We start from the raw sequence: 26,993 nt of genomic DNA, 5'->3' as shown, positions 1-26,993 counted from the left end.
CTGGCACGGAGCTTGCGTAAATCCTTTGGCAAACGCCGCGCAGGAGGTCCGATGTCCATCTTCGACAATCCATTCGATCCCGACCGCAATCTCCGCACCGGCTGCAGTTGCGGCCGCCATCTCAGCGAAGCCGAGCACCGCCATGCCGAACTGGCGCTGCGCTGTGAGCCTGCGGAGAGCGAGGACAAGCGTTACGAGGGCGTCGTCGCCTCAGCCGTGATGCGCGCGGTGTTTCCGCAGGACGCGACCCGGCGCGTCTTCCTGAAGTCGGTCGGCGCCTCCACGGCGCTTGCGGCGCTGTCGCAGTTCTTCCCGATCAAGGCGGCGACCGAGGTGTTCGCGCAAGGCGCTGCGCCCGAGAAGAAGGACCTCAAGGTCGGCTTCATCCCGATCACCTGCGCGACACCGATCATCATGGCCGTGCCGATGGGCTTCTACGCCAAGCACGGATTGAACGTCGAAGTCATCAAGACCGCCGGTTGGGCTGTCATCCGCGACAAGACCATCAACAAGGAATACGACGCCGCGCACATGCTGTCGCCGATGCCGCTCGCGATCACCATGGGCGTCGGCTCCAACCCGCTGCCCTACACGATGCCGGCGGTCGAGAACATCAATGGGCAGGCGATCACGCTTGCGATCAAGCACAAGGACAAGCGCGATCCCAAGGATTGGAAGGGCTTCAAGTTCGCCGTACCCTTCGACTATTCGATGCACAATTACTTGCTGCGTTACTATCTCGCCGAGCACGGCCTCGACCCCGACGTCGATGTGCAGATCCGCGCGGTGCCGCCGCCGGAGATGGTCGCCAATCTCCGCGCCGACAATATCGACGGCTTCCTCGGGCCCGATCCGATGAATCAGCGCGCGGTCTATGACGGCGCCGGCTTCATCCACATCCTGACCAAGGACATCTGGGAGGGCCATCCCTGCTGCGCCTTCGCGGCATCGAAGGAGTTCGTCACCTCGATGCCGAACACCTATGGCGCGCTGCTGAAATCGATCATCGAGGCCACCGCGTTCGCGCACAAGGCCGAGAACCGCAAGCAGATCGCGGAAGCGATCGCGCCGGCGAACTACCTGAATCAGCCGCAGATCGTGCTCGAGCAGATCCTGACGGGCACCTTTGCCGATGGTCTCGGCAATGTCGTCACGCAGCCGGGCCGCGTCGACTTCGATCCCTTCCCCTGGCAGTCGTTCGCCGTCTGGATCATGACGCAGATGAAGCGCTGGGGGCAGATCAAGGGTGATGTCGATTACAAGGCGGTGGCCGAACAGGTCTATCTCGCCACCGACACCGGCAAGCTGATGGCCGAGATGGGGCTGACGCCGCCGACGACCACGTACAAGTCGTTCGCGGTGATGGGCAAGACGTTCGATCCCGCTAAGCCGGACGACTATCTCGCAAGCTTCAAGATCAGGAAGGCGTCGTGAGGGCGGCTCCCGCTTACGGGGAGAGGGAGATGATGAACTCCCTTCGCCTGCGCGCGGCGATCGTCTCGATCGTGCTGTTCGCCGCCTTCATCGGCGTCTGGCATCTTGCGACCCGCAGCACCGGTCCGGCCACCAACATGAGCCCGGAATACGCGAAGCTGATGGGGCTCACCGCCACGCAAGGCAAATCGGCGATGCCGGGTCCGCTCGATGTCGGCGCCAAATTGTGGGAGCACTTGAGGCGCCCGTTCTACGACAACGGGCCGAACGACAAGGGGCTTGGCATCCAGCTCGCTTATTCGATCGGCCGCGTCGGGCTCGGCTATCTGATTGCGGTCCTGGTCGCGATCCCGCTCGGCTTCCTGATCGGCATGTCGCCGTTGATCAGCCGGGCGCTCGACCCGTTCATCCAGGTCTTGAAGCCGATCTCGCCGCTCGCCTGGATGCCGCTCGCGCTCTACACCATCAAGGATTCGTCGATTTCAGCGATCTTCGTGATCTTCATCTGCTCGGTGTGGCCCATGCTGCTCAACACCGCGTTCGGCGTCGCCGGCGTGCGCAAGGAATGGATCAACGTCGCGCGCACGCTCGAAGTCGGCACCGTCAGGCGCGCCTTCACCGTGATCCTGCCGGCCGCGGCGCCGACGATCCTGACGGGCATGCGGATCTCGATCGGCATCGCCTGGCTCGTGATCGTCGCTGCCGAAATGCTCGTCGGCGGCACCGGCATCGGTTATTTCGTCTGGAACGAGTGGAACAACCTCTCGATCACCAATGTCATCATCGCTATCCTCATGATCGGGATCGTCGGCATGCTGCTCGACCAGATCCTCGCGCGCTTCACGCGCATGGTCACGTTTCCGGAGTAGGGCGATGACCGACAAATTCATCTCGATCGAAGGCATCGCGCGGCGTTATCCGGGCGCGGGAGGCGGCGCCACCACCGTGTTCGAGGACTTGTGGCTCTCGATGGCGCGCGGCGAATTCGGCTGCGTGATCGGCCATTCCGGCTGCGGCAAGACCACGGTGCTCAACATCCTGGCAGGCCTCGACGAGCCGAGCGAGGGCGCCGTGATCGTCGACGGGCAGGCGATCGAGGGCACAAGCCTCGACCGCGCCGTGATCTTCCAGAGCCACGCGCTGCTTCCCTGGCGCACCGTGCTCGGCAATGTCGCCTACGCCGTCAGCTCGAAATGGCGCAAATGGGACCGCGCGAAGGTCAAGGCGCATGCGCAGAAGTTCATCGATCTCGTCGGTCTCACCGGTTCGGAGCACAAGCGTCCGTCCGAACTGTCGGGCGGCATGAAGCAGCGCGTCGGCATCGCGCGGGCGCTGTCGATCACGCCGAAGATCATGCTGATGGACGAGCCGTTCTCGGCGCTGGACGCGCTGACGCGCGGCACGCTGCAGGACGAGGTGCGGCGCATTTGTCTCGAGACCGGGCAGACCGCGTTCATGATCACCCACGACGTCGACGAGGCGATCTATCTCGCCGACAAGATCTTCCTGATGACCAACGGCCCGGGCGCCGTGCTGGCCGAGATCGTCGAAAATCCGTTGCCCAAGGATCGCGGCCGCATAGATCTGCACCGCCATCCCTATTACTACGCGCTCCGCAACCACATCATCGATTTCCTGGTCAGCCGCAGCAAGAGCTTTGCGGCTGATGCCACCGACCACGACCCGCGCAACGTGCCGACGGTGCGGCCGCGTTTGCCTGAATTGGCGATCGCATCGGACGCCGAGCCGCCAACCGAGACGTCATGGCCGGGCCTGTCCCGGCCATCCACGTCTTCCTGAATCCGATCAACAATTTGGATGCCCGGGACAAGCCGGGGCATGACGAGCAGAAGGAGACCCTGACATGAAACGTTCCGACCTCACCGAAAAGCTGCTCGACATCAAGCGCGAGAAGGGCTGGAGCTGGAAATATATCTGCGAAGAGATCGGCGGCTATTCCGAGGTGCTGATAACAGGCGCGATCCTCGGCCAGATGAAATTGACCAAGCCGCAGGCCGCGAACGCCGGCGAGCTGTTCGGCCTGTCCAAGTCGGAAATCGCGATGCTGAACGAGACGCCGATGCGCGGGGAGGGCGTGCCGATGCCGCCGACCGATCCCTTGATCTACCGCTTCTACGAGCTCGTGATGGTCAATGGCCCGGCCTGGAAGGCGCTGATCGAGGAGGAGTTCGGCGACGGCATCATGTCGGCGATCGACTTCGACATGGTGATGGAGCGCCTGCCGAGTCCCAAGGGCGACCGCGTCAAGTTCACGATGTCCGGAAAATTCCTGCCGTACAAATATTACGGCGCCAGCGGCAACGTACCGGAGTACGGGTTCAAAGAGGGATAGACAATACGGCGGTTAACGCGGGATGAAGTGGTGCATCGATTTTTCGCGGCAAGGGTTCGTCTTATTGCAATCCAAGGTCGCTATAGACCGGCGCGTCACTTCAACCGCAAGGGTCCGCCATAATGTCGCCGATGCGCCTTCTTCTCCCGGCAGCTATAGGCCTGCTGTTCCTGATCGCTCCTGCTTTCGCCCAGACGCCGGCGCAGCGGATCGTCGTCGAGCAATCCGGCAGCTCTCCGCGCCAGGAGGGGGCGGTGCGGGTTCAGAGCTCGATCAATTTCTTTATCGCCGGTCCGACCGGAGAGGGGGATGAGGCGTAGAAGCTCCGTGAACGCGCGCGCCGCATCGTCTATGAGATGGCGGCGCGCGAATGTGATCTGCTGCGGGAAGTGCTGGCCAAGGACTGCCGGATGGAATCGGTGACCAGCAACATCAACATCAACCGGCAATTTGGTCAGCAGCAGGAGGGCTTGACCATCAACGGCTCGATGAGCTTTCAAATCACGTTGAAATAGCCCCGAGCAGCGGGCCTATGCCCCCGCCTTCACCTGCGCCACGGCCTGCACCAGCAGTTCGTCCATCTTGGCGCGGATTTGAGCTTCCGTGATGGCCTCGCCCTTCGCGGTGAGGTCCTTGAAGACCTTCTGCAGCACGTCCTGGTCGCCGGCTTCCTCGAAATCGGCGGCAACCACTTCCTTGGCGTAGGTGTTGGCGGCATCGCCCGCGAGGCCAAGCTTTTCCGCCGCCCACATGCCTAACAACTTGTTGCGGCGCGCCTCGGCTTTGAATTTCTGCTCCTCGTCGAGGGCGAATTTCTTCTCAAAACCTTCCTCGCGCTTATCGAATGTGGTCATCGGTGGTTCCAATTGCTGCTGACGGACGGATGGAGCTTGCGTTGCGGCAGCCCCGGCGGATGCCTAGATAGAAGGGACGAATCGGCAAGACAACGAGCCGTTAAGCCGCAGGCAGAATGGCAGATTTTGGCGCCCTAATCCAAGGCGGATAAGTCGGCCATAAAGGGTCCGGGTCGATTGTGCTGGATGGGCCAATCGGATAGGTTGCCATACGGCTTGGTTCTTGTTCTGTTTGGGGTTCCAGGCTTCCGCGGCAGCTCCGTCGTGGGTCGCGATCCCTAGTCAACCGGAGCACACCAGATTCATGGATTTCAACAAAACACGGTACATCCCAATGAGCCGTCGACGCCGCATTTATGAAGGCAAGGCCAAGGTCCTTTACGAAGGTCCCGAGCCCGGAACCCTCATCCAGCACTTCAAGGACGACGCGACCGCGTTCAATGCCAAGAAACACCAGGTGATCGAGGGCAAGGGCGTCCTCAACAACCGGATTTCGGAGTACCTGTTTCAGCACCTCAATGACATCGGGGTGCCGACGCACTTTATCCGTCGCCTCAACATGCGCGAGCAATTGATTCGCGAGGTCGAGATCGTGCCGCTGGAAGTGGTGGTGCGGAACGTCGCCGCCGGCTCGCTGTCGCAGCGCCTCGGTATCGAGGAAGGTACGCAGTTGCCGCGCTCGATCATCGAATTCTACTACAAGAACGACCAGCTCAACGACCCCATGGTGTCGGAAGAGCATATCACCGCCTTCGGCTGGGCGACGCCGCAGGAGATCGACGACATCATGGCGCTCGCTATCCGCGTCAACGACTTCCTGACTGGGCTTTTCCTGGGGATCGGCATCCGACTGGTCGACTTCAAGATGGAATGCGGGCGGCTGTTTGAGAACGAAATGATGCGGATCATCGTCGCCGACGAGATCTCGCCCGATTCGTGCCGGCTGTGGGACATCAAGTCGAACGAGAAGCTCGACAAGGACCGTTTCCGCAGGGATCTCGGCGGGCTGCTGGAAGCCTATACCGAGGTGGCAAAGCGGCTCGGCATCCTCATGGAGAACGAGCGGCCGGCGGGCTCCGGTCCGGTGCTGGTGAAGAGCTGAGAGGGGCTAGGTTTAAGTGAAGGCACGCGTCACCGTTACGTTGAAATCCGGCATCCTCGATCCCCAAGGCAAGGCGATCGAGGGCGCCCTGAAATCGCTCGGCGTCGATGGTGTCGCCAGCGTCCGCCAGGGCAAGGTGTTCGACATCGAACTCTCCGGCTCAGATCGCGCCAAGGCGGAAGCCGCGCTGAAGGAGGCGGCCGATAGGCTGCTCGCCAATACCGTGATCGAGAATTATCGGGTCGAACTGCTCTGATGAAATCCGCCGTCCTCGTCTTTCCCGGCATCAATCGCGAGCGCGACATGGCGCGGGCGCTCAAGCTCATCTCGGGCAAGGAGCCGGCGATGGTCTGGCATGCCGAGACCTCGCTGCCTGAAGGCACCGACCTCGTTGTGGTGCCCGGCGGCTTCTCCTACGGCGATTACTTGCGCTGCGGCGCGATTGCAGCGCGGGCGCCGATCATGAACGCGGTGCGCGACTACGCCGGCAAAGGCGGTCTCGTGCTCGGCGTCTGCAACGGCTTTCAGATCCTCTGCGAATCCGGCCTGCTGCCGGGCGTGTTGATGCGCAATGCGGGATTGAAGTTCATCTGCCACGACGTGCATCTGCGCGTCGAACGCTCCGACACGCCGTTCACCCGCGGCTACAATGCCGGCCAGGTGATCCGCGTCCCGGTCGCCCATGGCGAGGGCAATTACGAGGCGGATGAAGAGACGATCAAGCGATTGGAAGGCGAGGGACGGGTGCTCTATCGCTACTGCTCGCCGGACGGCGTGGTCGACGAGCGCCACAATATCAATGGCGCCGCGCAATCGATCGCCGGCATCGTCAACGACGGCGGCAATGTGCTCGGCATGATGCCCCATCCGGAAAATCACGTCGAGGACATCATGGGCTGCACCGACGGCCGCGGCCTGTTTGCGGGCCTGGTCCAGCATCTGGAAAAGGCCGCGTGAAGTCGGTCGTCGCGAGGTGGCTCGCGGCGATTGCGTCGCTTTGGCTTGCGACTACGGCGCACGCCCAGGATTTCCCGAAACACCCCATCACCATGATCGTGCCGTTCGCGGCCGGCGGCACCTCCGACGTGATTGCGCGCGTGGTTGCCGAGCAGATGAGCGTGGCGCTAGGGCAGCCGATCGTGATCGAGAATGTCGCGGGCGCCGGCGGCTCGACCGCGCTGTCCCGGGCCGCGCGTGCGGAGCCGGATGGCTACACGATTGCGATCGGCAACGCCGGCACCAGCGCCGCCACCTACACGATCTATCCGAAACTGCCGTTTACGCCGGACTCCTTTGTGCCGTTCGCGGTGGTCGCAAAGACCTTTGGCATCATTGCTTTGCGCAAGGATTTTCCCGCCAAGGATCTGCAGCAGTTCATCGCTTACGCGAAGAAGAATCCCGGCAAGATCAATCTTGGCCATGCCGGCGTCGGCTCCTCGAATTACCTGATCTGCAAGAGTTTTGTGAACGCCGCCGGAATCGACGTGACGCTGGTCGGCTATCGCGGGGCTGCGCCAGCGCTGACGGATGCGATCGGCGGCCAGATCGACGGCGTTTGCGATGCGGCGGCCTCGGTGTCGCAGGCGATCAACGAGAAGCTGGTGAAGGGACTCGTGGTCGGCTCGACCGTGCGGCTTGCGACGCTGCCTGATCTGCCGACCTCGGCAGAAGCAGGCCTGCCCGAATTCGAGGCGCAGGGCTGGAACGGGTTATTCGCGCCAAAGGGTACGCCGCCCGAGATCATCGCCAAATTGAACGCCGCGGCGCGGACCGCCGTGGAGAGCGAGGCGGTGAAAAAACGCTTCACCGATCTGTCGACGGTTGCGCCCGACGCCAACGAGCATGCGCCGGACGTGCTGCAACAGCTCGTCGCGCGCGATGTCGAGAAATACAAAAAGTTGCTCGCCGACGACCAGAAATAATCGGCTCAGCACTGCTGGCCTGAAACTTGCCCGTAACTCCCCGATCCAGGCACGGATCTTTCCGATCGTCGGACGGGAGGAGTTTTATGCTCATTCGCAAGGCTTGCTGCACGTTCACGCTCGCCGCCGCGCTGCTTTCGTCGCATGCGGTAATGGCCGAAACCACGCTGCGCATTGGTATGACAGCATCCGATATCCCCACGGCTACGGGGCTGCCGAACAACGGCTTCGAAGGAATGCGCTTTCTCGGCTACCCGATCTTCGAGGGATTGGTGCTGTGGGATTTGACCAGGACCGACAGATTGGCCGGTTTGCGTCCGGGGCTAGCAGAGAAATGGGAACAGGATCCCGAGAACAACAAGACCTGGATCTTCCATCTGCGCCATGGCGTCAAATTCCACGACGGCACGGATTTCAATGCGGATGCCGTGATCTGGAATCTCGAGCGCTATTTCAACACGTCCAGCCCGCAATTCGAGCCCGCGAGTTCGGCGATGTCGCGAGCGCGCGTTCCCGTGATGGGCAGCTACAAGAAGATCGATGACTTCACGGTCGCCATCACCACGACCAAGCCGGCGTCCTATTTCCCCTACATGGCGGTGTATCTTCTGTTCACATCGCCGGCTTCGTTCGAAAAGGCGGGGCGGGATTGGGCCAACGTCGCGACTTTGCCCGCGGCCGGTACTGGACCGTTCCGCATCACCAAGGTCGTGCCGCGTCAGGAGGCGGATCTGATGCGCTGGGATGGGTATTGGGACGCGAGCAAAAGGGCGAAGGTCGACAACGTCGTGCTCATGCCGATCCCTGAAGCGAACTCGCGCTTGGCCGCGCTTCGCTCCGGTCAGGTCGACTGGATCGAGGTGCCGCCGGCCGACGGCGTCGCTTCGCTGAAATCGGCGGGCTTCACCATCACCACCGGCTCCTATCCCCATGTCTGGCCGTGGTTCTACAATATCGGCGCGACCAACAGCCCCTTCAAGGACGTGAAAGTCCGCCAGGCCCTGAACTATTGCATCGATCGCGATGGGCTCGTTGCACTGCTGAACGGGACCGCGGAGCCTTCGGTGGGCTGGCTCAAGGCCAGCGACCCCGATTTCGGCTCGCCAGCGAACCGCTACAAGTTCGACCCCGCCAAGGGCAAGGCGCTGCTCGCCGAGGCCGGATACACGGCGGCGAAGCCATTGTCCTTCAAGGTGCTGATCTCGAATTCCGGCTCGGGCCAGATGCTGCCTTTGCCGATGAACGAATTCCTGCAGCAAAACCTGAAAGAGGCGTGCGGTGTGAACGTGGCCTTCGACGTGATCGAATGGCAGGTTCTGTTGACCGCCGCGCGGGCGACGCCGGATAGTCCCACTTTGCAGGGCGCCATGGGGCTCAATATCTCGTCGCCATCCTCCGATGCCGGCATCATGGCGCGCTATTTCTCGTCCGAGAATTTTTCGCCGAACGGGTTCAATTTCGAGCAGTGGAAGGACCCTGAGTTCGACGATGCGCTCAAGACGATCTCGGAGGCCACCGACCCCAAGGTGATCGCGGCCGCCTATCGCAAGGCGCATGAACGCCTGGTCGACAACCCGCCCTGGCTCTACATCGTGCACGATCTCAACCCGCGCGCGATGAGCCCGAAGGTCAAGGGATTCGTCTCGCCGCAATCGTGGTTCGTCGATCTGACCCTGGTGAGCCTGCAGTAAAGGCTTTCGAGGCCCTCAGCCCCTCAGCCGCATCCGCAGCCAGTTTAGGGCGAGCCTGTAACGGTCGCCCGGAACGGTCATCGCGGCTACGCCCGCCATGACGAGCACAAGCCCGAGGGTGAGGTTCGAGGGTACGGCTTCGCCGAGCAGCACTACCGACAGGCCAACGCCGATCGGGATGCGCAGGTAGCCTTGCGCGTTGGTAATCAGCGTGCCGAGGCGGGAGAGGCACATGTAGAACAGCATCAGGCCGATCGCGCTGGAGAAGATGCCCATGGTCGTGACGGCGGCGAGCGCCTGCGGCGTCGGATGCAGCGTCCAGGGATGTTCAACGACGATGGCGGCTGGCAGCAGCACGAGGCCGCCGAACAACAGCGAGCCGGCGGCAACCACCATTGGGTCGTAATCGGACAGGCGCAGGCCGAAGATCGTGGCGCAGGCAAACGAGATGGTGGCGAGCAGGATTGCCATCTCGGCAAAGATCTCGCTGCCGAGGCCACCGAGCGCATCGAGGCCGATGATGACGGCGGTGCCGGCGAGGCCAAGGATCGCCCCAGCGAGCTTCAACAGTGTCGCCGGCTCATGCCGCGTGATGGCCCAGGTGATCAGGAAGGCAAAAATCGGCGTGGTCGAGGCGAGCACCACGGTGGGGGCCGCCGCCACATATTGCTGCGCCCAGGTGATCACCAGGAACGGGACCGTCGAGTTGATGGTCTGCTGGAAGGCAAACAGCTTCCACGCCTTGGCGTCGGTCGGAATGCGACGGCCGCGGATGCGCAGGATCACCAGGAGGAACAGCGCCGCGATCAGGGAGCGGGCGGAGATGAAGGTGATCGGCGGGATCGAGCCGAGACCGATCTTGGTCAAGGGATAAGTCGAACTCCAGCAGCAGGCGAGCGCGAGCAGCAGCGCATAATCCTGCCAGCGATGGTGCGGCCGCTTCAGCGCTGATCGTGCAGACGTCTCCACGGCAGCCGTCACGCTACCCGTCCTTAATGTGCTCTTCGGCACCTCTTGCTCCCGGCGCATTGGCGCGCTGGAGCCAGTCTTAGCCTGAGAGCGCAAAAAGGAAAGGCGGGAGCTATGCGCTGGCCTCAAGCGGCGCCTTCAGCTTCACCCGCTTGATCGTCCCGGAGAAGGTGAACAGCGAGCGCTCACCCGTTTTCAGCATGCCGCGCAGGAAGATCAGCGAACCGCCCGCGCGGGTCACTTCGCCCACGCATTCGACCAATTCGCCCTCGCGTGCCGCGTCGAGGAATTCGCAGGAGAATGCCACCGTCACGCCCGGGCCTTCCAATTCGGCCGAGGCGATCGCGAACAGGCAGTAATCCGCAAAGGCCATGAAGCAGCCGCCATGGACGTTGCGCATGCCGTTGAGATGCTTTTTCTCCACCCGGAACGCGCACTGCACGCGGCCGTTCTCATCCATCCGGTGCCAGAACGGGCCGATATGGCTCTCGAAACTGTCCCGGATCCAGGTGCGCCAGCCCTTGAATTCGCCGTCGGTCGCGACATGCAGGTCGGGGCGGCGGAGGAATGCAGTCTTGGAGAGCTCGTTCACGCTGGCAGGCTTTCAAAATTGAGTTCCGGTCCTTAAATCCGATCCTGTCCGTTTCTGCAAATCGTCAGCCCGCGGCCCGCCGCCGCAAAGCTCTGGACAGGGCGGAAAAGCGCCATAAAAGGCCTTTGCCCGCACCGCCGATCTACCTAATAAGGGACCCATGAACGAGCCCCAGATCACCCCCGAACTTGTCGCCGCCCACGGGCTCAAGCCGGACGAGTATGAGCGCATCCTGAAATTGATCGGGCGGGTGCCGAGCTTCACCGAGCTCGGAATCTTCTCGGCGATGTGGAACGAGCATTGCTCGTACAAGTCCTCGCGCATCCATCTGCGCGGACTGCCTACCAAGGCGCCATGGGTGATCCAGGGGCCGGGCGAGAATGCCGGCGTGATCGACATCGGCGACGGCCAGGCCGTGGTCTTCAAGATGGAGAGCCACAACCACCCGAGCTATATCGAACCCTATCAGGGCGCGACCACTGGCGTCGGTGGCATTTTACGCGATGTGTTCACGATGGGTGCGCGCCCCATCGCCTGCCTCAATGCGCTAAGCTTTGGCGCGCCGGAGCATCCGAAGACGCGCCATCTCGTCTCGGGCGTGGTCGCCGGGGTCGGCGGCTACGGCAATTCCTTCGGCGTGCCGACGGTCGGCGGGCAGGTCCGCTTCCACACCCGCTATGACGGCAACATCCTGGTCAATGCGATGGCGGTCGGTCTCGCCGACGCCGACAAGATCTTCTATGCGGCGGCCTCCGGCGTGAACATGCCGATCGTCTATCTCGGCTCGAAGACCGGGCGCGACGGCATCCATGGCGCCTCGATGGCCTCGGCCGAGTTCGACGACAATTCCGAGGAGAAGCGGCCGACCGTGCAGGTCGGCGATCCCTTCGCGGAGAAGCTGTTGCTCGAGGCCTGCCTCGAGATCATGGAAAAGGGCTGCGTGATCGCGATCCAGGACATGGGCGCGGCGGGGCTCACCTGCTCGGCGGTCGAGATGGGCGCCAAGGGCGATCTCGGCGTCGATCTCGATCTCGACGCGGTGCCGACACGCGAGACCGGCATGAGCGCCTACGAGATGATGCTCTCGGAAAGCCAGGAGCGCATGCTCATGGTCCTCAAGCCCGAGAAGGAGCAGGAAGCCGAGGCGATCTTCCGCAAATGGGGCCTCGATTTCGCGGTTGTCGGCTACACCACGCCGACCAAGCGGTTCGTTGTCAAGCATGGCGGCGACGTCATGGCCGATCTGCCGATCAAGGAGCTCGGCGACGAGGCGCCGGTCTACGACCGCCCGCACACGGCTTCCGCCGCGCAGCCCGTGATCCATGCGCGCGACGTCGAGGCGCCGCTTGGCATTCCGCAGGCGCTGGAGAAGCTGATCGGCACGCCCGAGCTGTGCTCGAAGCGCTGGGTGTGGGAGCAATACGATCACGTCATCCTGGGCAACACCGTGCAGCGCCCCGGCGGCGATGCGGCTGTTGTCCGCGTGCAGGATGGGCCGAAGGGGCTCGCGATGACGGTCGACGTGACGCCGCGCTATTGCGAGGCCGATCCTTATCAAGGCGGCAAGCAGGCAGTGGCGGAAGCCTGGCGCAACATCACCGCGGTGGGCGGCAAGCCGCTCGCGATCACCGACAATCTCAATTTCGGCAATCCTGAGCGGCCCGAGATCATGGGCCAGTTCGTCGGCTGCCTGCAGGGCATTTCCGAAGCTTGCCGCGCGCTGGACTTCCCGGTCGTTTCCGGCAACGTCTCGCTCTACAACGAGACCAACGGCCGCGCCATTCTGCCGACGCCCTCGATCGGTGGTGTCGGCGTGCTCGACGATTTCGCCAAGTCCGCGACGCTCGCGTTCAAGGCGGAAGGCGAGGCGATCCTCTTGATCGGCGAGACCCATGGCTGGCTCGGCCAGTCCGTCTATCTGCGCGACATCTGCGGCCGCGAGGAGGGCGCACCGCCGCCGATCGATCTCGCCGCCGAGAAGCGTAACGGCGATGTCGTGCGCGGGATGATCCACGGTGGTACCGCGACCGCGGTGCATGACATCTCCGACGGCGGGCTGTTGATCGCGCTCGCCGAGATGGCGATCGCAAGCGGCATCGGCGCGCGGTTGTTGGCAGCACCGACGGCGCTGGTGCCGCACGCCTACTGGTTCGGCGAAGATCAGGCGCGCTATATCGTTACCGTACCGGAGGCTGACGCCGGCCGTGTGCTTGCGAAGATGCGGGGTTGCGGCATGCCGTGCGCGCGCATCGGCACCACCGGCGGCGACGCGATCTCAATCGTAGGCGAAACGCCGGTGGCGATCACGACGCTGAACGAAGCGTTCGAGCGCTGGTTGCCGGCCTATATGAGCGGCAAGGCGGCGTAGGGGCGCCGCGTTCTATCCGCTGTCATTGCGAGCGGAGCGAAGCAATCCATGTCGCCACTTGTGGAGCTATGGATTGCTTCGTTGCTGTCGCTCCTCGCAATGACGGCGGAGAGGGCGGCGGCGTCACAACACGTGCTTCGCGCCTGGAATCTTCCGCAAGCCCGCCGTCGCCGCCCAGCTCAGCAGCACCGTCAGCACAAACGCGATGGCCGCCTTCACGATCGCCGGCCAATTGAAATCAAACATCCAATATTGCAGCCAGAGCACGATCGGATAGTGCACCAGGAACATGCCGTAGGCATCCGGCTGCATCGGATCGAGGATGCTCCAGCCGGATTGTTTGAATCGCAGGAAATAGGCCAGGATCACGAACATGATGGCGACGCTGAAGGAAGCGAAGAAGAGACCGTAGGTCACCTCATACCAGTCCGGCAGCCGCACCGGATTGCCCAGGATTTCGCGCTTGATGTAGATCAGTACCCACATCAGGCAATACGGAACCAGCGCCACGACCGCCCAGCCCCAGCTACTCTTCGCAAGCCGGCCGTCTGCAGCCAGCAGACCGCGATCCAAATACATGGCGCCTATGCCTGCACCGAAAAAGAAGTAGGTCGCATAGAGCAGCACGCGGCCGTGCTGGACCGAGAACGGTCCGAACTCGAACCAGCTCCCTGCCCCAAAGTGAACGCGCCCCGGAATGTAGAGCACGGCGGTGACCGCGAGCATGACCACGAAGAACAGGGTGGGCCGTTCGCGCCCCTGCAGCGACAGGCGATTGATCGGATCGATGATTTTGGGTGACAGCAGATACGCCGCGCTCGCAACGAGGTCGAAGGCGAGCAAGATCCAGAGAAACCAGATCGGGCCGCTCGGCCACGGCCCGACGGTGATTGTTTTCCACCAGAACTCGGAGAAGCTCAGATCCGGAGTTTGACGCAGCGCAAAGGAGTAGTAGGCCAGCGGAATGAGCGTGAACGCGCAGATCACGAAGGGCAGGCCAAGTCGAACCAGGCGATCGAGCAAGTATTGCACCGGCCCCTTCCGAGACAGGCCCGGCCAGACGAACAGTCCCGACAGGAAGAAGAACATCGCCATGAAGAAGCTGTCGGTGGCGAGCACGATCATGTCGAAAACGAGCGAGTACTTGGGATCGGTGTGTCCGAAATACGTATAGGGAATCACCGAGTGATGCAGCAGCACGACCAGCGTCAGGAACGTGCGGGTACGATCGAGCGCGGCGTTGCGCGCTTTTGCTTTCGGTGCAGCGTGAGCTTCCGCGGTCGCCATGGTGTGGGAGATCGAGCTCATATGCGCCCCCCTCTCAGAGGTGATCGGTTGTGATGTTGCAATCCGGAACCGGATTGGGCAAGGCCCAATCGCTGCAATCCGGAAACGTCGATGTGATTGCGCGGTCGCCGAAACAACGGAACGAGGCGATTCACGGCACGTTGGTGCGGCCGCATGCAACGCGGAGAGTTATCATGCGACACAAATTGCATCTATCGGCCGTCATCGCGATGTCATTGATGACGGTGTCATCGGCCGCCTTCGCGCAAGCTCCAGGCGGCGGCGGCACCGGGGCAGCGCAGCAGGCCGGTGGCAGCACGCCTCCACCGGCGGCCACACCTACCAACCCGGGATCGGCCGGCATCTCGGCGGCGCCCGGCGGGCAGTCGAGCTCCACCACCGGAATGGGCACCGGCGGAACGTCCACCACGAATCCATCCCTGCACCAGCCAGGCACGCGCAGCACATCGCCAGGTGCAACCGGGACCGGTCTGCCGCCGAACGGCATCCCGGAAGACGATGCCATTCCGTCCGGTTCTTCCGGGCCCATCGAACGGTAGAGGAAGCTTGCAGGGTCAACTGGGGCGGCGATCAATTCGCCGCCTCACTGCTTTGGAACTCGCGCTATCGCCCGAGGTTGTCCCCGCGAAATAGCTGGAGAAGAGGGCGATGACGTTACTGAAATGGGCGCTGATTTTTCTTGTGGTGTCGATTATAGCCGGCTTGCTCGGCTTCACTGGCATATCGGCAGCCTCCGCCGATATCGCGCGGGTATTGTTCTATATTTTTGTCGTGATCTTCCTGGTGCTCCTGATACTCGGGCTCACGATATTCAGGGCGTAGTATTGAGCAGCGTCGTCGTCATGCCCCGGGGCTCGCCTGGGCATCCACGTCCTCTTGCCGGGGAAGCGGCAGCGTGGTGGATGGCCGGGTCAGGCCCGGCCATGACGAGACCTTGTCTTCCGCGCTTACGCCACTTCCTCGATCGTGACCTTGTCCGGATAGAACGCCAGGTGACCGGCGATTTCCTTCATCGCCGGGAAGGGCGTCTCATAGGTCCAGATCGAATTCTCCAGCGTCTTGCCGTTGGCATTGATGCTGAAATAGTTCGCATCGCCCTTGTAGGGGCAATGTGTGGTCCGCTCGGTCCGGGAGAGCAGGGCCATGTTGGCGTCTTCCCGCGGGATGTATTGCACGGCAGGATAGCTTGCTTCCTTCAGAGTCAGCACATGGGTGGAGTCGGCGATGACGACGTCCCCCGCCCGGACGCGGATGCGCTTGGGATTGGGGGCAATCGTGATCGGATGGTCGGGACCTGGGAGTTTCATGATTCTGCGCCTTTTTTGGTCAGTTCGTTGTGACCGAATGATGCAGCTAAAACGATTGGAAGCGGTATATAGTGGCTGATAGGATGACCTAGAAGAGCGCAATCGCTAGGTTTTGCTCCGTGTGGCCGGCCATGCCGGCCGCGATTTGAACGTCGAAATGGAGGTGTACTGGGATGCCGATGGACGCCCGCGATATCGAATCCATGATCAAGGCAGCCATTCCCGATGCCGTGGTGACGATCCGCGACCTGGCCGGAGACGGCGACCATTACGCGGCAACGGTGATCTCGGAATCCTTCCGCGGCAAGTCCCGTGTCCAGCAGCACCAGATCGTCTACCAGTCGCTCAAGGGACAGATGGGCGGCATACTGCACGCATTGGCGCTGCAGACCGGGGTGCCTGGCGGGCCCGAGGCCTGATCATCTCGTTAGATCATGATCCGATGGGACGGAATCGGATCATGACCCCATCTCTTTGTTTGAGCATGCTGTAGGGGGCACCGATGGCTGCGGAGAACCGACGCGGCGCGATGTTTCGCGTCGTCGTGCCACATCAGCACAGCCGCGTCACCTATGTCGAACTGTTCTTCGATCTGCTGTTCGTGTTCGCGGTCACGCAGATCTCGCACACGCTGCTGCATCATTTCACGCCGATCGGCGCGGTCCAGGTCACGCTGCTGTTCCTCTCGGTCTGGTGGGTCTGGGTCTTCACGGCCTGGGTAACCAACTGGCTCAATCCGGAACTGACGCCGGTCCGCATCCTCTTGTTCCTGATGATGCTCGGCGGCCTCGTGCTGTCGACCACGATTCCGACGGCCTTTGAAGGCCGCGGCCTGTGGTTCGCCATCGCCTATGTGGTGATGCAGGTCGGGCGTACCGCCTTCTGGTTCGTCTCCACGCCGCACCACTGGACGGCGGTGCGCCACAATGCCATCCGCATCCTGGCTTGGCTCTCCACGTCCGCCGTGTTCTGGATCCTCGGCGGCCTTGCCGAGGGTGAGTCCCGGCTATGGCTGTGGATCATCGCGGTCGTGATCGAATATGTCTCGCCGGCAGCGCGGTTCTGGATCCCGGGGTTGGGGCCGTCATCGCTCGAGGCTTGGGCGGTCGAAGGCGGCCATATGGCCGAGCGCTGCGCCCTTTTCATCATCATCGCGCTCGGCGAGGCTGTTGTCGTCAACGGAGCGACCTTTGCCGAACTGAGCTGGACCACCGAGATCGTGCTGGCCTTCGTGTCCTCCCTGGTCGCCAGCATCGCGATGTGGTGGATCTATTTCCACAAGGGCGCCGAGGCCGGCTCCGAACTGATCTCGACATCGGCCGAATCAGGAAAATTGGCGCGCCTCGCCTACACTTATCTGCACATGCCGATCGTCGCCGGCATCATCCTGACGGCGGTGTCGGACGAGTTGGTGCTGAAGCATCCCAGCGGTCATTCCGATCTCAAGACGATCTTGAGCACGATCGGCGGCCCGCTTCTGTTCCTGGTCGGGACGATCCTGTTCAAGCTCTCGATCCGGGGTTTTCTGCAGCTCTCCCACATCGTCGGCATCCTCGCTCTGCTCGCGGTGGGCTGGTTCGGAAGCGAGCTGTCGCCGCTATGGCTCTCGCTCCTCACGACCGCGATCATGATCGTGGTCGCTGTGTGGGAATCGGTGTCGCTGCGCTCGGCTTCGGAATCTCATTCCGAAGCGACCAGCGCGTGAACCGAGAACATCTTTGCCGCGTCGGTCCAGGACTGCCGCACCGTCCAGCCCGAGCTTCGGGCCAGCTCCGTGAACCGCTCCAGCGAATATTTGTAGCTGTTCTCGGTGTGAATGCTCTCGCCGGGACGGAACGAAAAGGTGTTGCCGAGGACCCGTACGCTCTGCGCCTTGCGGCTGATCAGGTGCATCTCGATCCGGTGGCGGTCGCGGTTGTAGATCGAGCGATGGGAGAAGGCGGAGAGATCGAAATTGCCGCCGAGCTCGCGGTTGATCCGCACCAGCACATTCAGATTGAAGCGCGCCGTGACGCCGGCTGAATCATTATAGGCGTTGTACAGCACGCGCTCGTCTTTCTCGAGGTCGACGCCGATGATCATCTGCGCGCCCGCACCTAAGATTTCACGCGCGGTGCGCAGGAGATCGGTGGCTTCGTGCGGCTCGAAATTGCCGATCGTCGATCCCGGGAAGAAGCCGACTTTCGGCATCTCGGCGATCTCGGCCGGCAGCGTGAACGGGGCGGTGAAGTCGGCCGCGACCGGATAAACGCGCAGGCCGGGAAAGTCCTTGCGGAGGCCGTCCGCCTGCGCATTCAGGAAATCGCCTGATATGTCGACGGGCACGTAGGCGCCGAATTCGCAGTGCTCGAGCAACAGGCGCACCTTGGTGGTCGCACCCGCGCCGAACTCGACCAGCGCGGCGCCCGCAGGGATGATCGCGGCGATCTCGGCCCCGCGATCGCGCAAGATGCCGAGCTCGGTGCGGGTCGGGTAGTATTCCGGCAGCACCGTGATCTGCTCGAACAGCTCCGAGCCTGTCGCGTCATAGAAATATTTCGGCGACAGGTGCTTGGGATGTTGTGCGAGATGTCCGATGACATCTTCGGCAAAGGCTGCGGTCTGTTCGTCAAAGGCATAGGCCTTGGCTAAAGCGCGGGCATGCACATTCATGATACTCTCCTGAACGCGCCTTCCCGCGCGCTATGATTTTTGGTTGTTCTTGCGCATGATTTTTTCGGAAAACCGGTATGTGCTTTTCCGGATCATGCTTGAGGACCGATCAGGCGTAATGGGCGAGACGTAGTCCCGTGAATTGCCAGCGGTGGTGCGGATAGAAGAAGTTGCGGTAGGTGATACGGCTGTGACCGTTCGGAGTTGCAAGCGAGGAGCCGCGCAGCACCAATTGATTGACCATGAACTTGCCGTTGTACTCGCCGAGCGCGCCCTCGATCGCCCGATAGCCGGGATAGGGTGAATAGGAGGAGCGGGTCCACTGCCAGACGATGCCGAAGGCGTCGTTGAGCTGCCCGGCGCGCGCGGCGACCTCCCATTCCATCTCGGTCGGCAGGTGCTTGCCGGCCCAGCGGGCGAAAGCGTCGGCCTCGTAATAACTGACGTGGGAGACCGGAGCTGCCGGATCGATCGGCTGCAGTCCGCCCAAGGTCATGATCTGCCATTGGCCGTCGACGTTGCGCCAGTGGCCGGGCGCGTCCCAGCCTTCCTTTTCGACGGTCGCAAAACCGTCCATCAGCCACAGCGTCGCTGTCGAATAGCCGCCGTCCTTGATGAAGGCGAGCCACTCCGCGTTGGTCACGAGATTCCGCGCCAATTTGACCGGGCCGACCAGGGCGCGATGCGCCGGCTTTTCATTGTCGAAATGAAAGCTGTCGCCCGCATGCCCGATGGTGTGGATGCCCTCGTTCAGCGTCACCCATTCCTCGCCGCTGCGGTTAGAGGCCGGGAAGCGCCAGGCCGGATCGTATGCCGGTGGGATCGGGTTCTGCGCGAAGGCATGCAGGATGTCGGTCCACATCAGTTCCTGATGCTGCTGTTCGTGATTGAGTCCGACCTCGACCAACGGGACCAGCTTGGCCAGCTTCTCCTCACCCGCAGCCTTGAAGAATTTCACCACAGCATCGTCGACATAGCGGCGATAGGCGGTGACTTCATCGGCACTTGGCCGGGTCAGATGACCGCGCTGGGCGCGGGCATGGCGAGGGCCGGCGCTGACATAATAGGAATTGAAGAGATAGGCATAATCGGGATGGAAAGGCTTGTAGCCGTGCTGGTGCTCGCCGAGCAGAAACTGCTCGAAGAACCAGGTGGTATGGGCGCGGTGCCACTTTGCCGGGCTCGCGTCCGGCATGGACTGGATCAGTTGGTCCTCCGCGGACAGGGGAGCGGCCCGGCGTTCGGTTTCATCCCGCACCGCGAGAAACGCCTCCACCAGACCCCGGGACAGGGGACCGGAATCAGAAGCGCGTGATGGGGAAGGGGTGGCAAGGGTGGCGGCAGCGGATGCTGGTTTCGTCACGGGTGTCTCCGAATGCTGGAGAGAACGTTGCTCTGCCAAACTGGTTCCCTACGGACAGTCCGTCCTAGATAGGGGCTCCCGTTCGGGAAAAAAGCCTCCCGGGGCCATGATATTAGTGTCATCAGACTATGGATCCGGAGCCCGGCCGCCGCCCGAAAAGGGCCTCATGCATGCCAGCCCACCGCCATTTTGCTTTGGATGCACAACGGTTTGGGCTACATATATAGCTAGTCGCGGGGTAAGCGGGTCGAGCCGGCCCACCAGCAATGCCGCAAGGGGCGGAGCCCCAAAGGGAAACGAAAATGAGCATCGAACAATTCATCGACAACGAAGTGAAGTCGAACGACGTCGTGCTGTTCATGAAGGGCACGCCGCAATTTCCGCAGTGCGGTTTCTCCGGCCAGGTGGTGCAGATCCTCGACCACATCGGCGTGGGCTATAAGGGCTTGAACGTGCTGGAGTCCGCCGAGCTGCGCGACGGCATCAAGGTCTATTCGAACTGGCCGACCATTCCCCAGCTCTACGTGAAAGGCGAGTTCGTCGGCGGCTGCGACATCATCCGCGAGATGTTCCAGGCCGGCGAGCTGCAGCAGCTTTTCGCTGACAAGGGCGTTCCGGTCGGCGCCGCCGCCTGAGCCTGATGGCGCGCCAATTCGGCAACGCGTGCCTCGAAGTCATCGTTGCCGACATCACAACGTTACGCGTTGACGCCATCGTCAACGCGGCCAATTCGTCCCTCCTGGGTGGAGGCGGTGTCGATGGCGCGATCCATCGCGCCGCCGGACCCGAATTGCTCGCCGAGTGCCGCTCCTTGCGCGGCTGTGCGACCGGCGACGCCAAGATCACACATGGTTATCGGCTTCCCGCCCGGCATGTGATCCACGCCGTTGGCCCGGTCTGGCACGGCGGCGGCCAAGGCGAGGATGGATTGCTCGCCTCCTGCTATCGCCGCGCGCTCGAGCTCTGTCAGGCGAACGGGCTTGCCACATTGGCGTTTCCGGCCATTTCGACTGGTGTCTATCGCTTCCCCGCCGACCGCGCCGCCGGGATTTCGGTTGGGGCGGTCGCGGAGGGACTTAGCTATGCGCCGGCGGTCAACCGGGTGATCTTCTGCTGCTTCTCCGAAGCCAGCGCCCGGCTGCATGAGCAGGCTCTGGCCGGTCTTGACGGCCCTTGTGCTGGTTGATGCGCCGCCGCTACACTCCCTGCGAATTCGGGAGGGGTCCAAATGAATTCGTTTAAATCGCTGCGCCTGCTGGCGACCGGCGCGCTGATGCTTGTTGCATGGCCTGCCGCTGCTGCGGAAGGAACCTTCGATATTCCTGCAGGCGCGCATTTCAACCAGGACAAGCTTGCGAAGATCGGGGCGTTCTTCGACAACGAGGTGGCGACCGGAAAAATCCCGGGCGCGATCGTCCTGATCCAGCAGCATGGCAAGCCGGTCTATCACCAATCCTTCGGCGTGCAGGACGTGGCGAGCAAGGCGCCGATCACCGACAAGACGATCTTCCGCCTGTTTTCGATGACGAAGGCGATCACCGCCGTCGTCTCGGTGCAGCTCCTTCAAGAGGGCAAGTTCAAGCTGGATGATCCGGTTGCGAAATACATCCCGTCCTTCGCCAATGTGAAAGTCGGCGTCGAGAAGAAGAACGAGGACGGCAGCAAGACGCTCGAACTGGTGCCGCCGGACCGGCCGATGACCGTGCTCGACCTGATGCGCCACACCTCCGGCATCACTTATGGCTTCTATGGCGATAGCCTGGTGCGCAAGGCCTATGCATCCTCCAATCTCTATGCCGGCGATTTCGATCTTGCCGAATTCGCCGAGCGGATCGCCAAGCTGCCGCTGCACAATCAGCCGGGCGCGCTCTGGCAATACGGCCACTCCACCGATGTGCTGGCGCGCATCATGGAGATCGTGTCCGGCAAGCCGCTGCTCGCGATCGAGCGCGAGAAGCTGCTCGATCCGCTCGGCATGAACGACACCCGCTTCCTCGTCACCGATCCGGAGAAGCAGAAGCTGCTGGCGCTCCCGATGCCGAACGACAGCGATTTCCGGGTCGGCCGCATCAACGATCCGACCGTTGTCAAGAAAATGGAGTTTGCCAGCGGCGGCATGGTCTCGACCATGGCGGATTTCTCGCGCTTTGCGCAGATGCTGCTCAACGGTGGCACATACGATGGCCGGACCTATCTGACCCCCGAGGCCTTCAAGCTGCTGACGACCGATCAGGTCGGTCCCGGCTCGGGAGTGGGGCGGGATTACTTCTATTTTCCCGGCGATGGCTTTGGCTTCGGGCTCGGCCTCGCGGTTCGGACCGATCCTGGCAACGCAAAGCCGCCACCACCGGGCTCGCTGGGCGAACTGAAATGGGACGGCGCCAGCGGTTGCTACTTCGTGATCGACCGCAAGCAGGATATGTTGTTCGTGCTCCTGGAGCAGACGCCGACCGAGCGGCAACGTATCCAGCGGACGCTGAAGCAGCTCGTCTATGAAGCGATGGAGAACTGAAGCTTTTTCGCGCCGCCTCGTTCTCGTGGCGGCGCTCGCGGTCCCCGAAGGCGACATGTTCGCTGTTTTTATGGTGCAGACGCCCTCGCAGTGGGGGCGGATTCAGTTGCAGTTGAAGGCGCTGATCTATCGGGCAATGGGGCGGTGAAGAAGAACGCCGTCATTGCGAGCGAAGCGAAGCAATCCATTTTTCTGCACGCGGAGGCATGGATTGCTTCGTCGCTTGCGCTCCTCGCAATGACGCGGGATCATCTGTCTACGCTCCGCGCACGATTTCCCGCACCAAGCTGACCGTTTCTTCGATCATGCCGGCCGTCACGTCGAGATGTGTGCAGGCCCTGATGCGACCGTCCATCATCGCGAGCAGGACGCCGCGTCTGCCTAGTTCGGCGACCATGTTGTCGCCGGAGACGCCCGCACCATCGGGCTTGAAGAAGACGAGATTGGTTTCCGGCTGTTGCACCTCAATGCCCGCGATCTGCGACAGCCCGCGCGCCAGCGCCCTGGCATTGGCGTGATCGTCGGCGAGGCGTTCGACGTGATGGTCGAGCGCGTAGATGCAGGCGGCGGCGCAGATGCCGGCCTGGCGCATGGAGCCGCCAAGGCGCTGCTTCCATCGCCAGACTTCGTCGATGAAATCGCGGCTGCCTGCGATGACGCCGCCGATCGGCGCGCCAAGCCCTTTCGAGAAATCGATCCAGGCGGAATCCCAGCCCGCGGCCATGTCGCGCGCGGAAATGCCGGTGGCGATCGTAGCATTGAGCAGCCGTGCGCCGTCCATGTGGGTGGCCATCCCGTGGGCCTTCGCGATACCGACGATCTTGTCGAGATCGGCCTTCTTCCAGATCGTGCCGCCGCCGATATTGGCGGTCTGCTCGACGCTGACCAGCACCTGCGGCGGCTGGTAGCGCGAACGCGGATGCAGCGCCGCGCGGAACGTCTCCGGCGCGAACTGTCCGTCGTCGCCGGAGAGCGGCGTGATCTGGAAGCCGCCGAGCGCGGCATGCGCGCCGCCTTCACGGGCGATGATATGGGCGGTAGCATGCGCCAGGATTTCATCGCCGGGCCGGCAGTAAGCGAGCGTTGCGGCGACGTTGCACATCGTGCCCGAGGGCATGAACACCGCAGCCTCCTTGCCGAGCAGGTCGGCAACGCGCTCGCAGAGCAGATTCACGCTCGGATCGTCGCCGATCTGCTCATCGCCGACCTCAGCCCGCGCCATCGCCTCGCGCATCGCCGGCGTGGGACGTGTTTGGGTGTCGGATAAAAGATTGATGCGAACGGGCGGAGCCTTGGGATCGCGCGGGGCAGGGGTGTAGGACATGGCTTTCCTCATTGCTCCTTGACGTCGTCGTGCCAGCAAAATGCAGTGCGAATCATTCAGCCGATCGGTCGCCGGGCGGCGTGCCGAAACCGCATAATGATAATTTCGGTCGCGGTCACCCGATAATCAATCAGATAAGGATGTGGGTTCACCGGAAGGCGACGGACGTTAGGACGGCTTGTTGCACGGCCTGCGTAGGGATGCTCTCGCAACAATGCCACGAGCGCCGCGATCCGGTCGAACATGAACCGCGCCTTGAAGTGATCGTGCTTCAACGTATGTGAGGACTTGATCGATCTGCGCAAGCGCACGACGCGTGTAGCGGATATTCACAGCCCGTGCTTCGCCCACATGGCCCGTACTTCTTCGGCGGAGGCGAGATCGCCGCGTGCGATCTCGGCATCAGCTTCCGCGAGATCGGCTTCTTCCTCGGGTGTCAACTGAAGAGGAGGCTGATCGACGCCCGCGAGCTGCAGCATGACGCGCGCGAGTTCGTCCTGCTCTGCATCAGGCAAGTTGGCAACGGTACTAAACGCTTCTTCGAGTAACCGGGTCATAGCTGGAACTATAACACCAATTTGGCGCCCAAACAAAAAGGCCCCGGCGAACCGGGGCCTTTGATATCTGTAAATCTGTGTCCGATCAGCGCGAATAGAATTCGACGATCAGATGTGGCTCCATCTGCACCGGGAACGGCACGTCGGACAGGCCGGGAATGCGGATGAACTTCGCGGTCATCTTGCCGTGATCGACCTCGATGAAGTCGGGCACGTCGCGCTCGGGAAGCTGCGAGGCTTCCAGCACGGTCACGAGCTGCTTGGAGGCTTCCTTGACCTCGATCACGTCGCCGAGCTTGAGCCGGTAGCTGCCGATGTTGACGCGGCGGCCGTTCACCTTGACGTGGCCGTGGTTGATGAATTGGCGGGCGGCGAACATCGTGGGCACGAACTTGGCGCGGTACACGACGGTGTCGAGACGGCGCTCGAGCAGGCCGATCAGGTTCTCACCGGTGTCGCCCTTCAGGCGGCCGGCTTCGACGTAGATGCCATGGAACTGGCGCTCGGAAATATTGGCGTAATAACCTTTAAGCTTCTGCTTGGCGCGGAGCTGCACGCCGAAGTCGGAGAGCTTGCCCTTGCGGCGCTGGCCATGCTGGCCCGGGCCGTATTCGCGGCGGTTCACAGGGCTCTTCGGGCGGCCCCAGATATTTTGGCCCATGCGGCGATCGATCTTGTATTTCGCCTCACTGCGCTTTGTCATCGCGGTCCTCTTCAGGTCAAAGTTGGGTTTGAGGAGACGCGCCCTCCTGTGCAGCCTGCCATGTGGCCGGTGCCGACAGGTCCGCCTCGAAAGCTCGAGGACGAACCACGGGTCGCGAAACGCTTCGCGGGCCGAAACCGGCCCGCGAGCAGGGGGCTTTTAGGGGAAAGATGGCCGTCCTGTCAACGAAAGAGGTGGCTTTTTAGTGCTGTCACGTCGCGATTGCCGGGACCGCTCGCTCGGTTTGCTGCCGATTCACCCGCAGTTCCGCTGCTATTTCGGTGTTCAGTACCTGTTCCAGCCGGCACAGCGTCCGGGCGACCAGGGCGGCGTCAGTAATCCGATGGTCCCAGCGCAGCACCACGCTGATCGTCCCGTCCTCCTCCACCCCATAGCTGAGGATGAACGGCCCCGGTGTGACGGCGTGCAGTTCCCCGGGTCCGATGGCCGCCACCGACGTCACGGAAAAACTGCCGAAGTAATTGGCGCGCTGGCGTCCGGAATTCAGCCCGATCCACCAGAGCAGGCGGCGCAGCGGCAACGGCAGCCCGGTCGCCCTCAGCGCCTTCCTGAACGCCGCCACGTCCTCGACCGGCGCCTCCTTGGCGTGGTGGATCAGGGCGTCGATCTCGGCGAGCGGCTTGATTTCGGGGGTGCCGATCTTTTGCGGCAGCACGCAGTCCTCGCCGTCCACGACACGGGCGATCGCGACAGTGGCGGCGCTGCGTGGCAGCTCGTAGAAGCCGGGCCACGGCCATTTGACGTAGAGCGTCCGCAAGGCCGGCTCGTCCTTCGCAACCAGGGCAAAGGCCTTCACGAAGATCGCCGCCCAGCCGGGCGGACAGGCCGCCTCCGCGCGAGCTTCCACCAGGTCCCGGATGTTGAGGAGGCGCGTGAGCGACACGAAGGGGATGTCGAGCGATGCCCGCATCAGGTCGGCAATGAAACAGCGCGGGATAGAGATTTTTCGGGCCGTTCCGCGCATCACTCCGCCGGAGATTCCAGATTCAATAAAAGGCTGGCGAGCCGGACTATGCGCTCGCCAGCCCTGAACCGAGCATGAACCAACGGCCGGTTTCGGCGCCGGGTTGGGTGTGGCGTCCCGCCGCACCGCCAGCGATCACGGCGAGCCTGGCAGCCGGCTCGTGGCGGGAGGAGCAACCCTAGCGCCTGATTCCCGCAAAGCTGGCGGCAATGCCGCGCTGGAGCAGGGACCAGTCGAAGCCGAGCGCGAGGGCGACATAGCCGCGCTCGATCATCGCGTTGGCCTGCTCGGCGGACCGCGCCACCCCGCCGATCGGCACGCCGCTCTTCAGGATGCCTTCCTCGGCGCGCTGCATCAGCGCCACCACTTCGGGATCATCCACGAGGCCACGCTTGTTGATGGAGGTGGCGAGGTCACCGGGACCGATCACGGCGATGTCGATCCCGGGAGTGGCCATGATCTCGTCGATCCGTTCGACCGCCTCGACATGCTCGATCGTGATCATGCAGATCATGTCGTCATCGACAGTGGCCATGTAGTCCGCCATCGAGACGCCCCAGCGGAACGGCGCGTGGAACGGTCCCCAGAGCCGGTCGCCCTTCGGCGGATAACGCACGCTGCGCGCCGCCTTCTCGGCCTCGGCGCGGCTGCAGATCATCGGGAAATTGATGCAGAGCGCGCCGATGTCCATCGGCGCTTTGGCCAGCCATGGCTCGTTCGCGGCAATGCGCGCCATCGGCACGCACGCTGTGCCGGAGGTTGCCACGATCATCGCATGCGCGGTGCCAAGGTCGATCGGACCGTGCTCGAGGTCGACGATGATCCAGTCGAGCGACTGCGCCATGATCTGCACGGTCTGGATGCTCGGGATGGTGGCGATCGCGCCGAAGGTCGGGCGCCGCTCTCGCCATTGCTGTCGCAGCCGGTTGAGGGGAGTTGGCGTAGGTGAGGACAAAGCGGGTCTCCACAGTCTGTGTTGAGGGCGCGCTGGTCGATC

The 26,993-nt window shown here is 62.8% G+C and carries 32 protein-coding genes; 19 read left to right on the top strand and 13 right to left on the bottom strand.

The window, feature by feature from the left end:
- Window positions 1–51 precede the first annotated feature (51 nt).
- From AC5ZGW_RS17285 to AC5ZGW_RS17260, 6 genes are all read left to right on the top strand, one after another.
- Entirely contained in the window at window positions 52–1,434 is a 1,383-nt protein-coding gene (locus tag AC5ZGW_RS17285) for a CmpA/NrtA family ABC transporter substrate-binding protein (RefSeq protein WP_130226208.1), read from the top strand.
- Between the two features lie 29 nt (window positions 1,435–1,463).
- Window positions 1,464–2,303, top strand: coding sequence for a nitrate ABC transporter permease (gene ntrB, locus AC5ZGW_RS17280; protein WP_028166373.1), 840 nt, complete (start codon window positions 1,464–1,466; stop codon window positions 2,301–2,303).
- 4 nt (window positions 2,304–2,307) lie between these two features.
- Window positions 2,308–3,234: an ABC transporter ATP-binding protein gene (locus AC5ZGW_RS17275; protein WP_130226209.1), complete on the top strand. Its 927-nt coding sequence runs from the start codon at window positions 2,308–2,310 to the stop codon at window positions 3,232–3,234.
- A 64-nt stretch (window positions 3,235–3,298) separates the two neighbouring features.
- Complete coding sequence (cynS, locus tag AC5ZGW_RS17270; protein ID WP_130226210.1) at window positions 3,299–3,787, top strand: cyanase; 489 nt, start codon at window positions 3,299–3,301, stop codon at window positions 3,785–3,787.
- Between the two features lie 131 nt (window positions 3,788–3,918).
- Complete coding sequence (locus tag AC5ZGW_RS17265; protein ID WP_245474741.1) at window positions 3,919–4,107, top strand: hypothetical protein; 189 nt, start codon at window positions 3,919–3,921, stop codon at window positions 4,105–4,107.
- A gap of 36 nt (window positions 4,108–4,143) precedes the next feature.
- Window positions 4,144–4,302 carry a hypothetical protein gene (locus tag AC5ZGW_RS17260; RefSeq protein WP_245287454.1) on the top strand — a complete coding sequence of 53 codons (159 nt, stop codon included), beginning with the start codon at window positions 4,144–4,146 and terminating at the stop codon, window positions 4,300–4,302.
- A gap of 15 nt (window positions 4,303–4,317) precedes the next feature.
- Here AC5ZGW_RS17260 and AC5ZGW_RS17255 read toward each other — a convergent pair whose 3' ends face one another.
- The gene (locus AC5ZGW_RS17255; RefSeq protein ID WP_028166375.1) at window positions 4,318–4,641 is read right to left on the bottom strand and encodes a DUF1476 domain-containing protein; all 324 of its coding nucleotides are present in this window, start codon (window positions 4,639–4,641) and stop codon (window positions 4,318–4,320) included.
- A gap of 334 nt (window positions 4,642–4,975) precedes the next feature.
- On the opposite strand from AC5ZGW_RS17255, the gene purC reads away from it, so the two are divergent.
- From purC to AC5ZGW_RS17230, 5 genes are all read left to right on the top strand, one after another.
- Window positions 4,976–5,743, top strand: coding sequence for a phosphoribosylaminoimidazolesuccinocarboxamide synthase (gene purC / locus AC5ZGW_RS17250; RefSeq protein ID WP_008974302.1), 768 nt, complete (start codon window positions 4,976–4,978; stop codon window positions 5,741–5,743).
- 16 nt (window positions 5,744–5,759) lie between these two features.
- Window positions 5,760–5,999: a phosphoribosylformylglycinamidine synthase subunit PurS gene (gene purS / locus AC5ZGW_RS17245; RefSeq protein WP_028166376.1), complete on the top strand. Its 240-nt coding sequence runs from the start codon at window positions 5,760–5,762 to the stop codon at window positions 5,997–5,999.
- A complete protein-coding gene (gene purQ / locus AC5ZGW_RS17240; RefSeq protein WP_130226211.1) occupies window positions 5,999–6,700 on the top strand; it encodes a phosphoribosylformylglycinamidine synthase subunit PurQ in 702 nt (233 codons plus the stop codon). Before purS ends, purQ begins: the two co-directional genes overlap by 1 nt.
- Window positions 6,697–7,665: a tripartite tricarboxylate transporter substrate binding protein BugD gene (locus AC5ZGW_RS17235; protein WP_165435241.1), complete on the top strand. Its 969-nt coding sequence runs from the start codon at window positions 6,697–6,699 to the stop codon at window positions 7,663–7,665. Before purQ ends, AC5ZGW_RS17235 begins: the two co-directional genes overlap by 4 nt.
- An 86-nt stretch (window positions 7,666–7,751) precedes the next feature.
- Entirely contained in the window at window positions 7,752–9,356 is a 1,605-nt protein-coding gene (locus AC5ZGW_RS17230) for an ABC transporter substrate-binding protein (protein ID WP_130226212.1), read from the top strand.
- A gap of 15 nt (window positions 9,357–9,371) precedes the next feature.
- Here the strand turns inward: AC5ZGW_RS17230 and AC5ZGW_RS17225 are convergent, their stop codons facing one another.
- Together AC5ZGW_RS17225 and AC5ZGW_RS17220 are read right to left on the bottom strand one after the other, a co-directional pair.
- On the bottom strand, window positions 9,372–10,367 hold the full coding sequence (locus AC5ZGW_RS17225) for a DMT family transporter (protein ID WP_245474742.1): 996 nt from the start codon (window positions 10,365–10,367) through the stop codon (window positions 9,372–9,374).
- A 70-nt stretch (window positions 10,368–10,437) separates the two neighbouring features.
- Window positions 10,438–10,917, bottom strand: a complete 480-nt coding sequence (locus AC5ZGW_RS17220; protein WP_130226214.1) for a PaaI family thioesterase — start codon at window positions 10,915–10,917, stop codon at window positions 10,438–10,440.
- Between the two features lie 160 nt (window positions 10,918–11,077).
- Here AC5ZGW_RS17220 and purL point away from each other — a divergent pair, with 160 nt between their 5' ends.
- Window positions 11,078–13,285 (top strand): phosphoribosylformylglycinamidine synthase subunit PurL, encoded by a 2,208-nt coding sequence (purL, locus tag AC5ZGW_RS17215; protein ID WP_130226215.1) that lies wholly within the window; start codon window positions 11,078–11,080, stop codon window positions 13,283–13,285.
- Between the two features lie 123 nt (window positions 13,286–13,408).
- On the opposite strand, the gene AC5ZGW_RS17210 is transcribed toward purL, so the two are convergent.
- Window positions 13,409–14,593: an acyltransferase family protein gene (locus AC5ZGW_RS17210; protein WP_130226216.1), complete on the bottom strand. Its 1,185-nt coding sequence runs from the start codon at window positions 14,591–14,593 to the stop codon at window positions 13,409–13,411.
- Window positions 14,594–14,766: 173 nt separating this feature from the next.
- On the opposite strand from AC5ZGW_RS17210, the gene AC5ZGW_RS17205 reads away from it, so the two are divergent.
- A complete protein-coding gene (locus tag AC5ZGW_RS17205; RefSeq protein WP_130226217.1) occupies window positions 14,767–15,132 on the top strand; it encodes a hypothetical protein in 366 nt (121 codons plus the stop codon).
- A 109-nt stretch (window positions 15,133–15,241) separates the two neighbouring features.
- Window positions 15,242–15,415 (top strand): DUF1328 domain-containing protein, encoded by a 174-nt coding sequence (locus AC5ZGW_RS17200; RefSeq protein WP_028166384.1) that lies wholly within the window; start codon window positions 15,242–15,244, stop codon window positions 15,413–15,415.
- Window positions 15,416–15,540: 125 nt separating this feature from the next.
- On the opposite strand, the gene AC5ZGW_RS17195 is transcribed toward AC5ZGW_RS17200, so the two are convergent.
- On the bottom strand, window positions 15,541–15,900 hold the full coding sequence (locus AC5ZGW_RS17195; RefSeq protein ID WP_028166385.1) for a DUF427 domain-containing protein: 360 nt from the start codon (window positions 15,898–15,900) through the stop codon (window positions 15,541–15,543).
- Between the two features lie 173 nt (window positions 15,901–16,073).
- Between AC5ZGW_RS17195 and AC5ZGW_RS17190 the strand changes: the two genes are divergently transcribed.
- Together AC5ZGW_RS17190 and AC5ZGW_RS17185 are read left to right on the top strand one after the other, a co-directional pair.
- The gene (locus AC5ZGW_RS17190; RefSeq protein WP_028166386.1) at window positions 16,074–16,319 is read left to right on the top strand and encodes a BolA/IbaG family iron-sulfur metabolism protein; all 246 of its coding nucleotides are present in this window, start codon (window positions 16,074–16,076) and stop codon (window positions 16,317–16,319) included.
- 83 nt (window positions 16,320–16,402) lie between these two features.
- A complete protein-coding gene (locus AC5ZGW_RS17185; protein ID WP_130226218.1) occupies window positions 16,403–17,605 on the top strand; it encodes a low temperature requirement protein A in 1,203 nt (400 codons plus the stop codon).
- Here the strand turns inward: AC5ZGW_RS17185 and egtD are convergent.
- On the bottom strand, window positions 17,581–18,552 hold the full coding sequence (gene egtD / locus AC5ZGW_RS17180; RefSeq protein ID WP_130226219.1) for an L-histidine N(alpha)-methyltransferase: 972 nt from the start codon (window positions 18,550–18,552) through the stop codon (window positions 17,581–17,583). The two genes, AC5ZGW_RS17185 and egtD, sit on opposite strands and share 25 nt — an antisense overlap.
- Before the next feature lie 109 nt (window positions 18,553–18,661).
- Window positions 18,662–19,915 (bottom strand): ergothioneine biosynthesis protein EgtB, encoded by a 1,254-nt coding sequence (egtB, locus tag AC5ZGW_RS17175; RefSeq protein ID WP_130226220.1) that lies wholly within the window; start codon window positions 19,913–19,915, stop codon window positions 18,662–18,664.
- A 302-nt stretch (window positions 19,916–20,217) separates the two neighbouring features.
- Here egtB and grxD point away from each other — a divergent pair, with 302 nt between their 5' ends.
- Genes grxD through AC5ZGW_RS17160 form a run of 3 tightly spaced genes read left to right on the top strand, consistent with a single transcriptional unit; the run spans window position 20,218 to window position 22,427 of the window.
- Entirely contained in the window at window positions 20,218–20,550 is a 333-nt protein-coding gene (grxD, locus tag AC5ZGW_RS17170; RefSeq protein WP_028166390.1) for a Grx4 family monothiol glutaredoxin, read from the top strand.
- Between the two features lie 5 nt (window positions 20,551–20,555).
- A complete protein-coding gene (locus tag AC5ZGW_RS17165) occupies window positions 20,556–21,101 on the top strand; it encodes an O-acetyl-ADP-ribose deacetylase (protein ID WP_433994534.1) in 546 nt (181 codons plus the stop codon).
- Window positions 21,102–21,143: 42 nt separating this feature from the next.
- Window positions 21,144–22,427, top strand: coding sequence for a serine hydrolase domain-containing protein (locus tag AC5ZGW_RS17160; RefSeq protein ID WP_130226222.1), 1,284 nt, complete (start codon window positions 21,144–21,146; stop codon window positions 22,425–22,427).
- Window positions 22,428–22,683: 256 nt separating this feature from the next.
- Here AC5ZGW_RS17160 and AC5ZGW_RS17155 read toward each other — a convergent pair whose 3' ends face one another.
- The 6 genes from AC5ZGW_RS17155 to AC5ZGW_RS17130 form a co-directional block, all read right to left on the bottom strand.
- Window positions 22,684–23,751, bottom strand: a complete 1,068-nt coding sequence (locus tag AC5ZGW_RS17155; protein WP_130226223.1) for a threonine aldolase family protein — start codon at window positions 23,749–23,751, stop codon at window positions 22,684–22,686.
- Between the two features lie 56 nt (window positions 23,752–23,807).
- A complete protein-coding gene (locus AC5ZGW_RS17150; protein ID WP_349645080.1) occupies window positions 23,808–23,996 on the bottom strand; it encodes a type II toxin-antitoxin system RelE/ParE family toxin in 189 nt (62 codons plus the stop codon).
- Window positions 23,997–24,080: 84 nt separating this feature from the next.
- Window positions 24,081–24,308, bottom strand: a complete 228-nt coding sequence (locus tag AC5ZGW_RS17145) for a hypothetical protein (RefSeq protein WP_130226224.1) — start codon at window positions 24,306–24,308, stop codon at window positions 24,081–24,083.
- 85 nt (window positions 24,309–24,393) lie between these two features.
- A complete protein-coding gene (gene rpsD, locus AC5ZGW_RS17140) occupies window positions 24,394–25,011 on the bottom strand; it encodes a 30S ribosomal protein S4 (RefSeq protein ID WP_130226225.1) in 618 nt (205 codons plus the stop codon).
- A gap of 211 nt (window positions 25,012–25,222) precedes the next feature.
- Window positions 25,223–25,996: an acyltransferase gene (locus AC5ZGW_RS17135; protein WP_130226226.1), complete on the bottom strand. Its 774-nt coding sequence runs from the start codon at window positions 25,994–25,996 to the stop codon at window positions 25,223–25,225.
- Between the two features lie 178 nt (window positions 25,997–26,174).
- Complete coding sequence (locus AC5ZGW_RS17130) at window positions 26,175–26,951, bottom strand: HpcH/HpaI aldolase family protein (RefSeq protein WP_165435242.1); 777 nt, start codon at window positions 26,949–26,951, stop codon at window positions 26,175–26,177.
- Between the last annotated feature and the right edge of the window lie 42 nt (window positions 26,952–26,993).

The sequence above is a fragment of the Bradyrhizobium sp. Crot121 genome (assembly GCF_059512385.1).
Note: the sequence above shows the minus strand (reverse complement) of the source record. Positions and strands in the feature narration are given on the sequence as shown.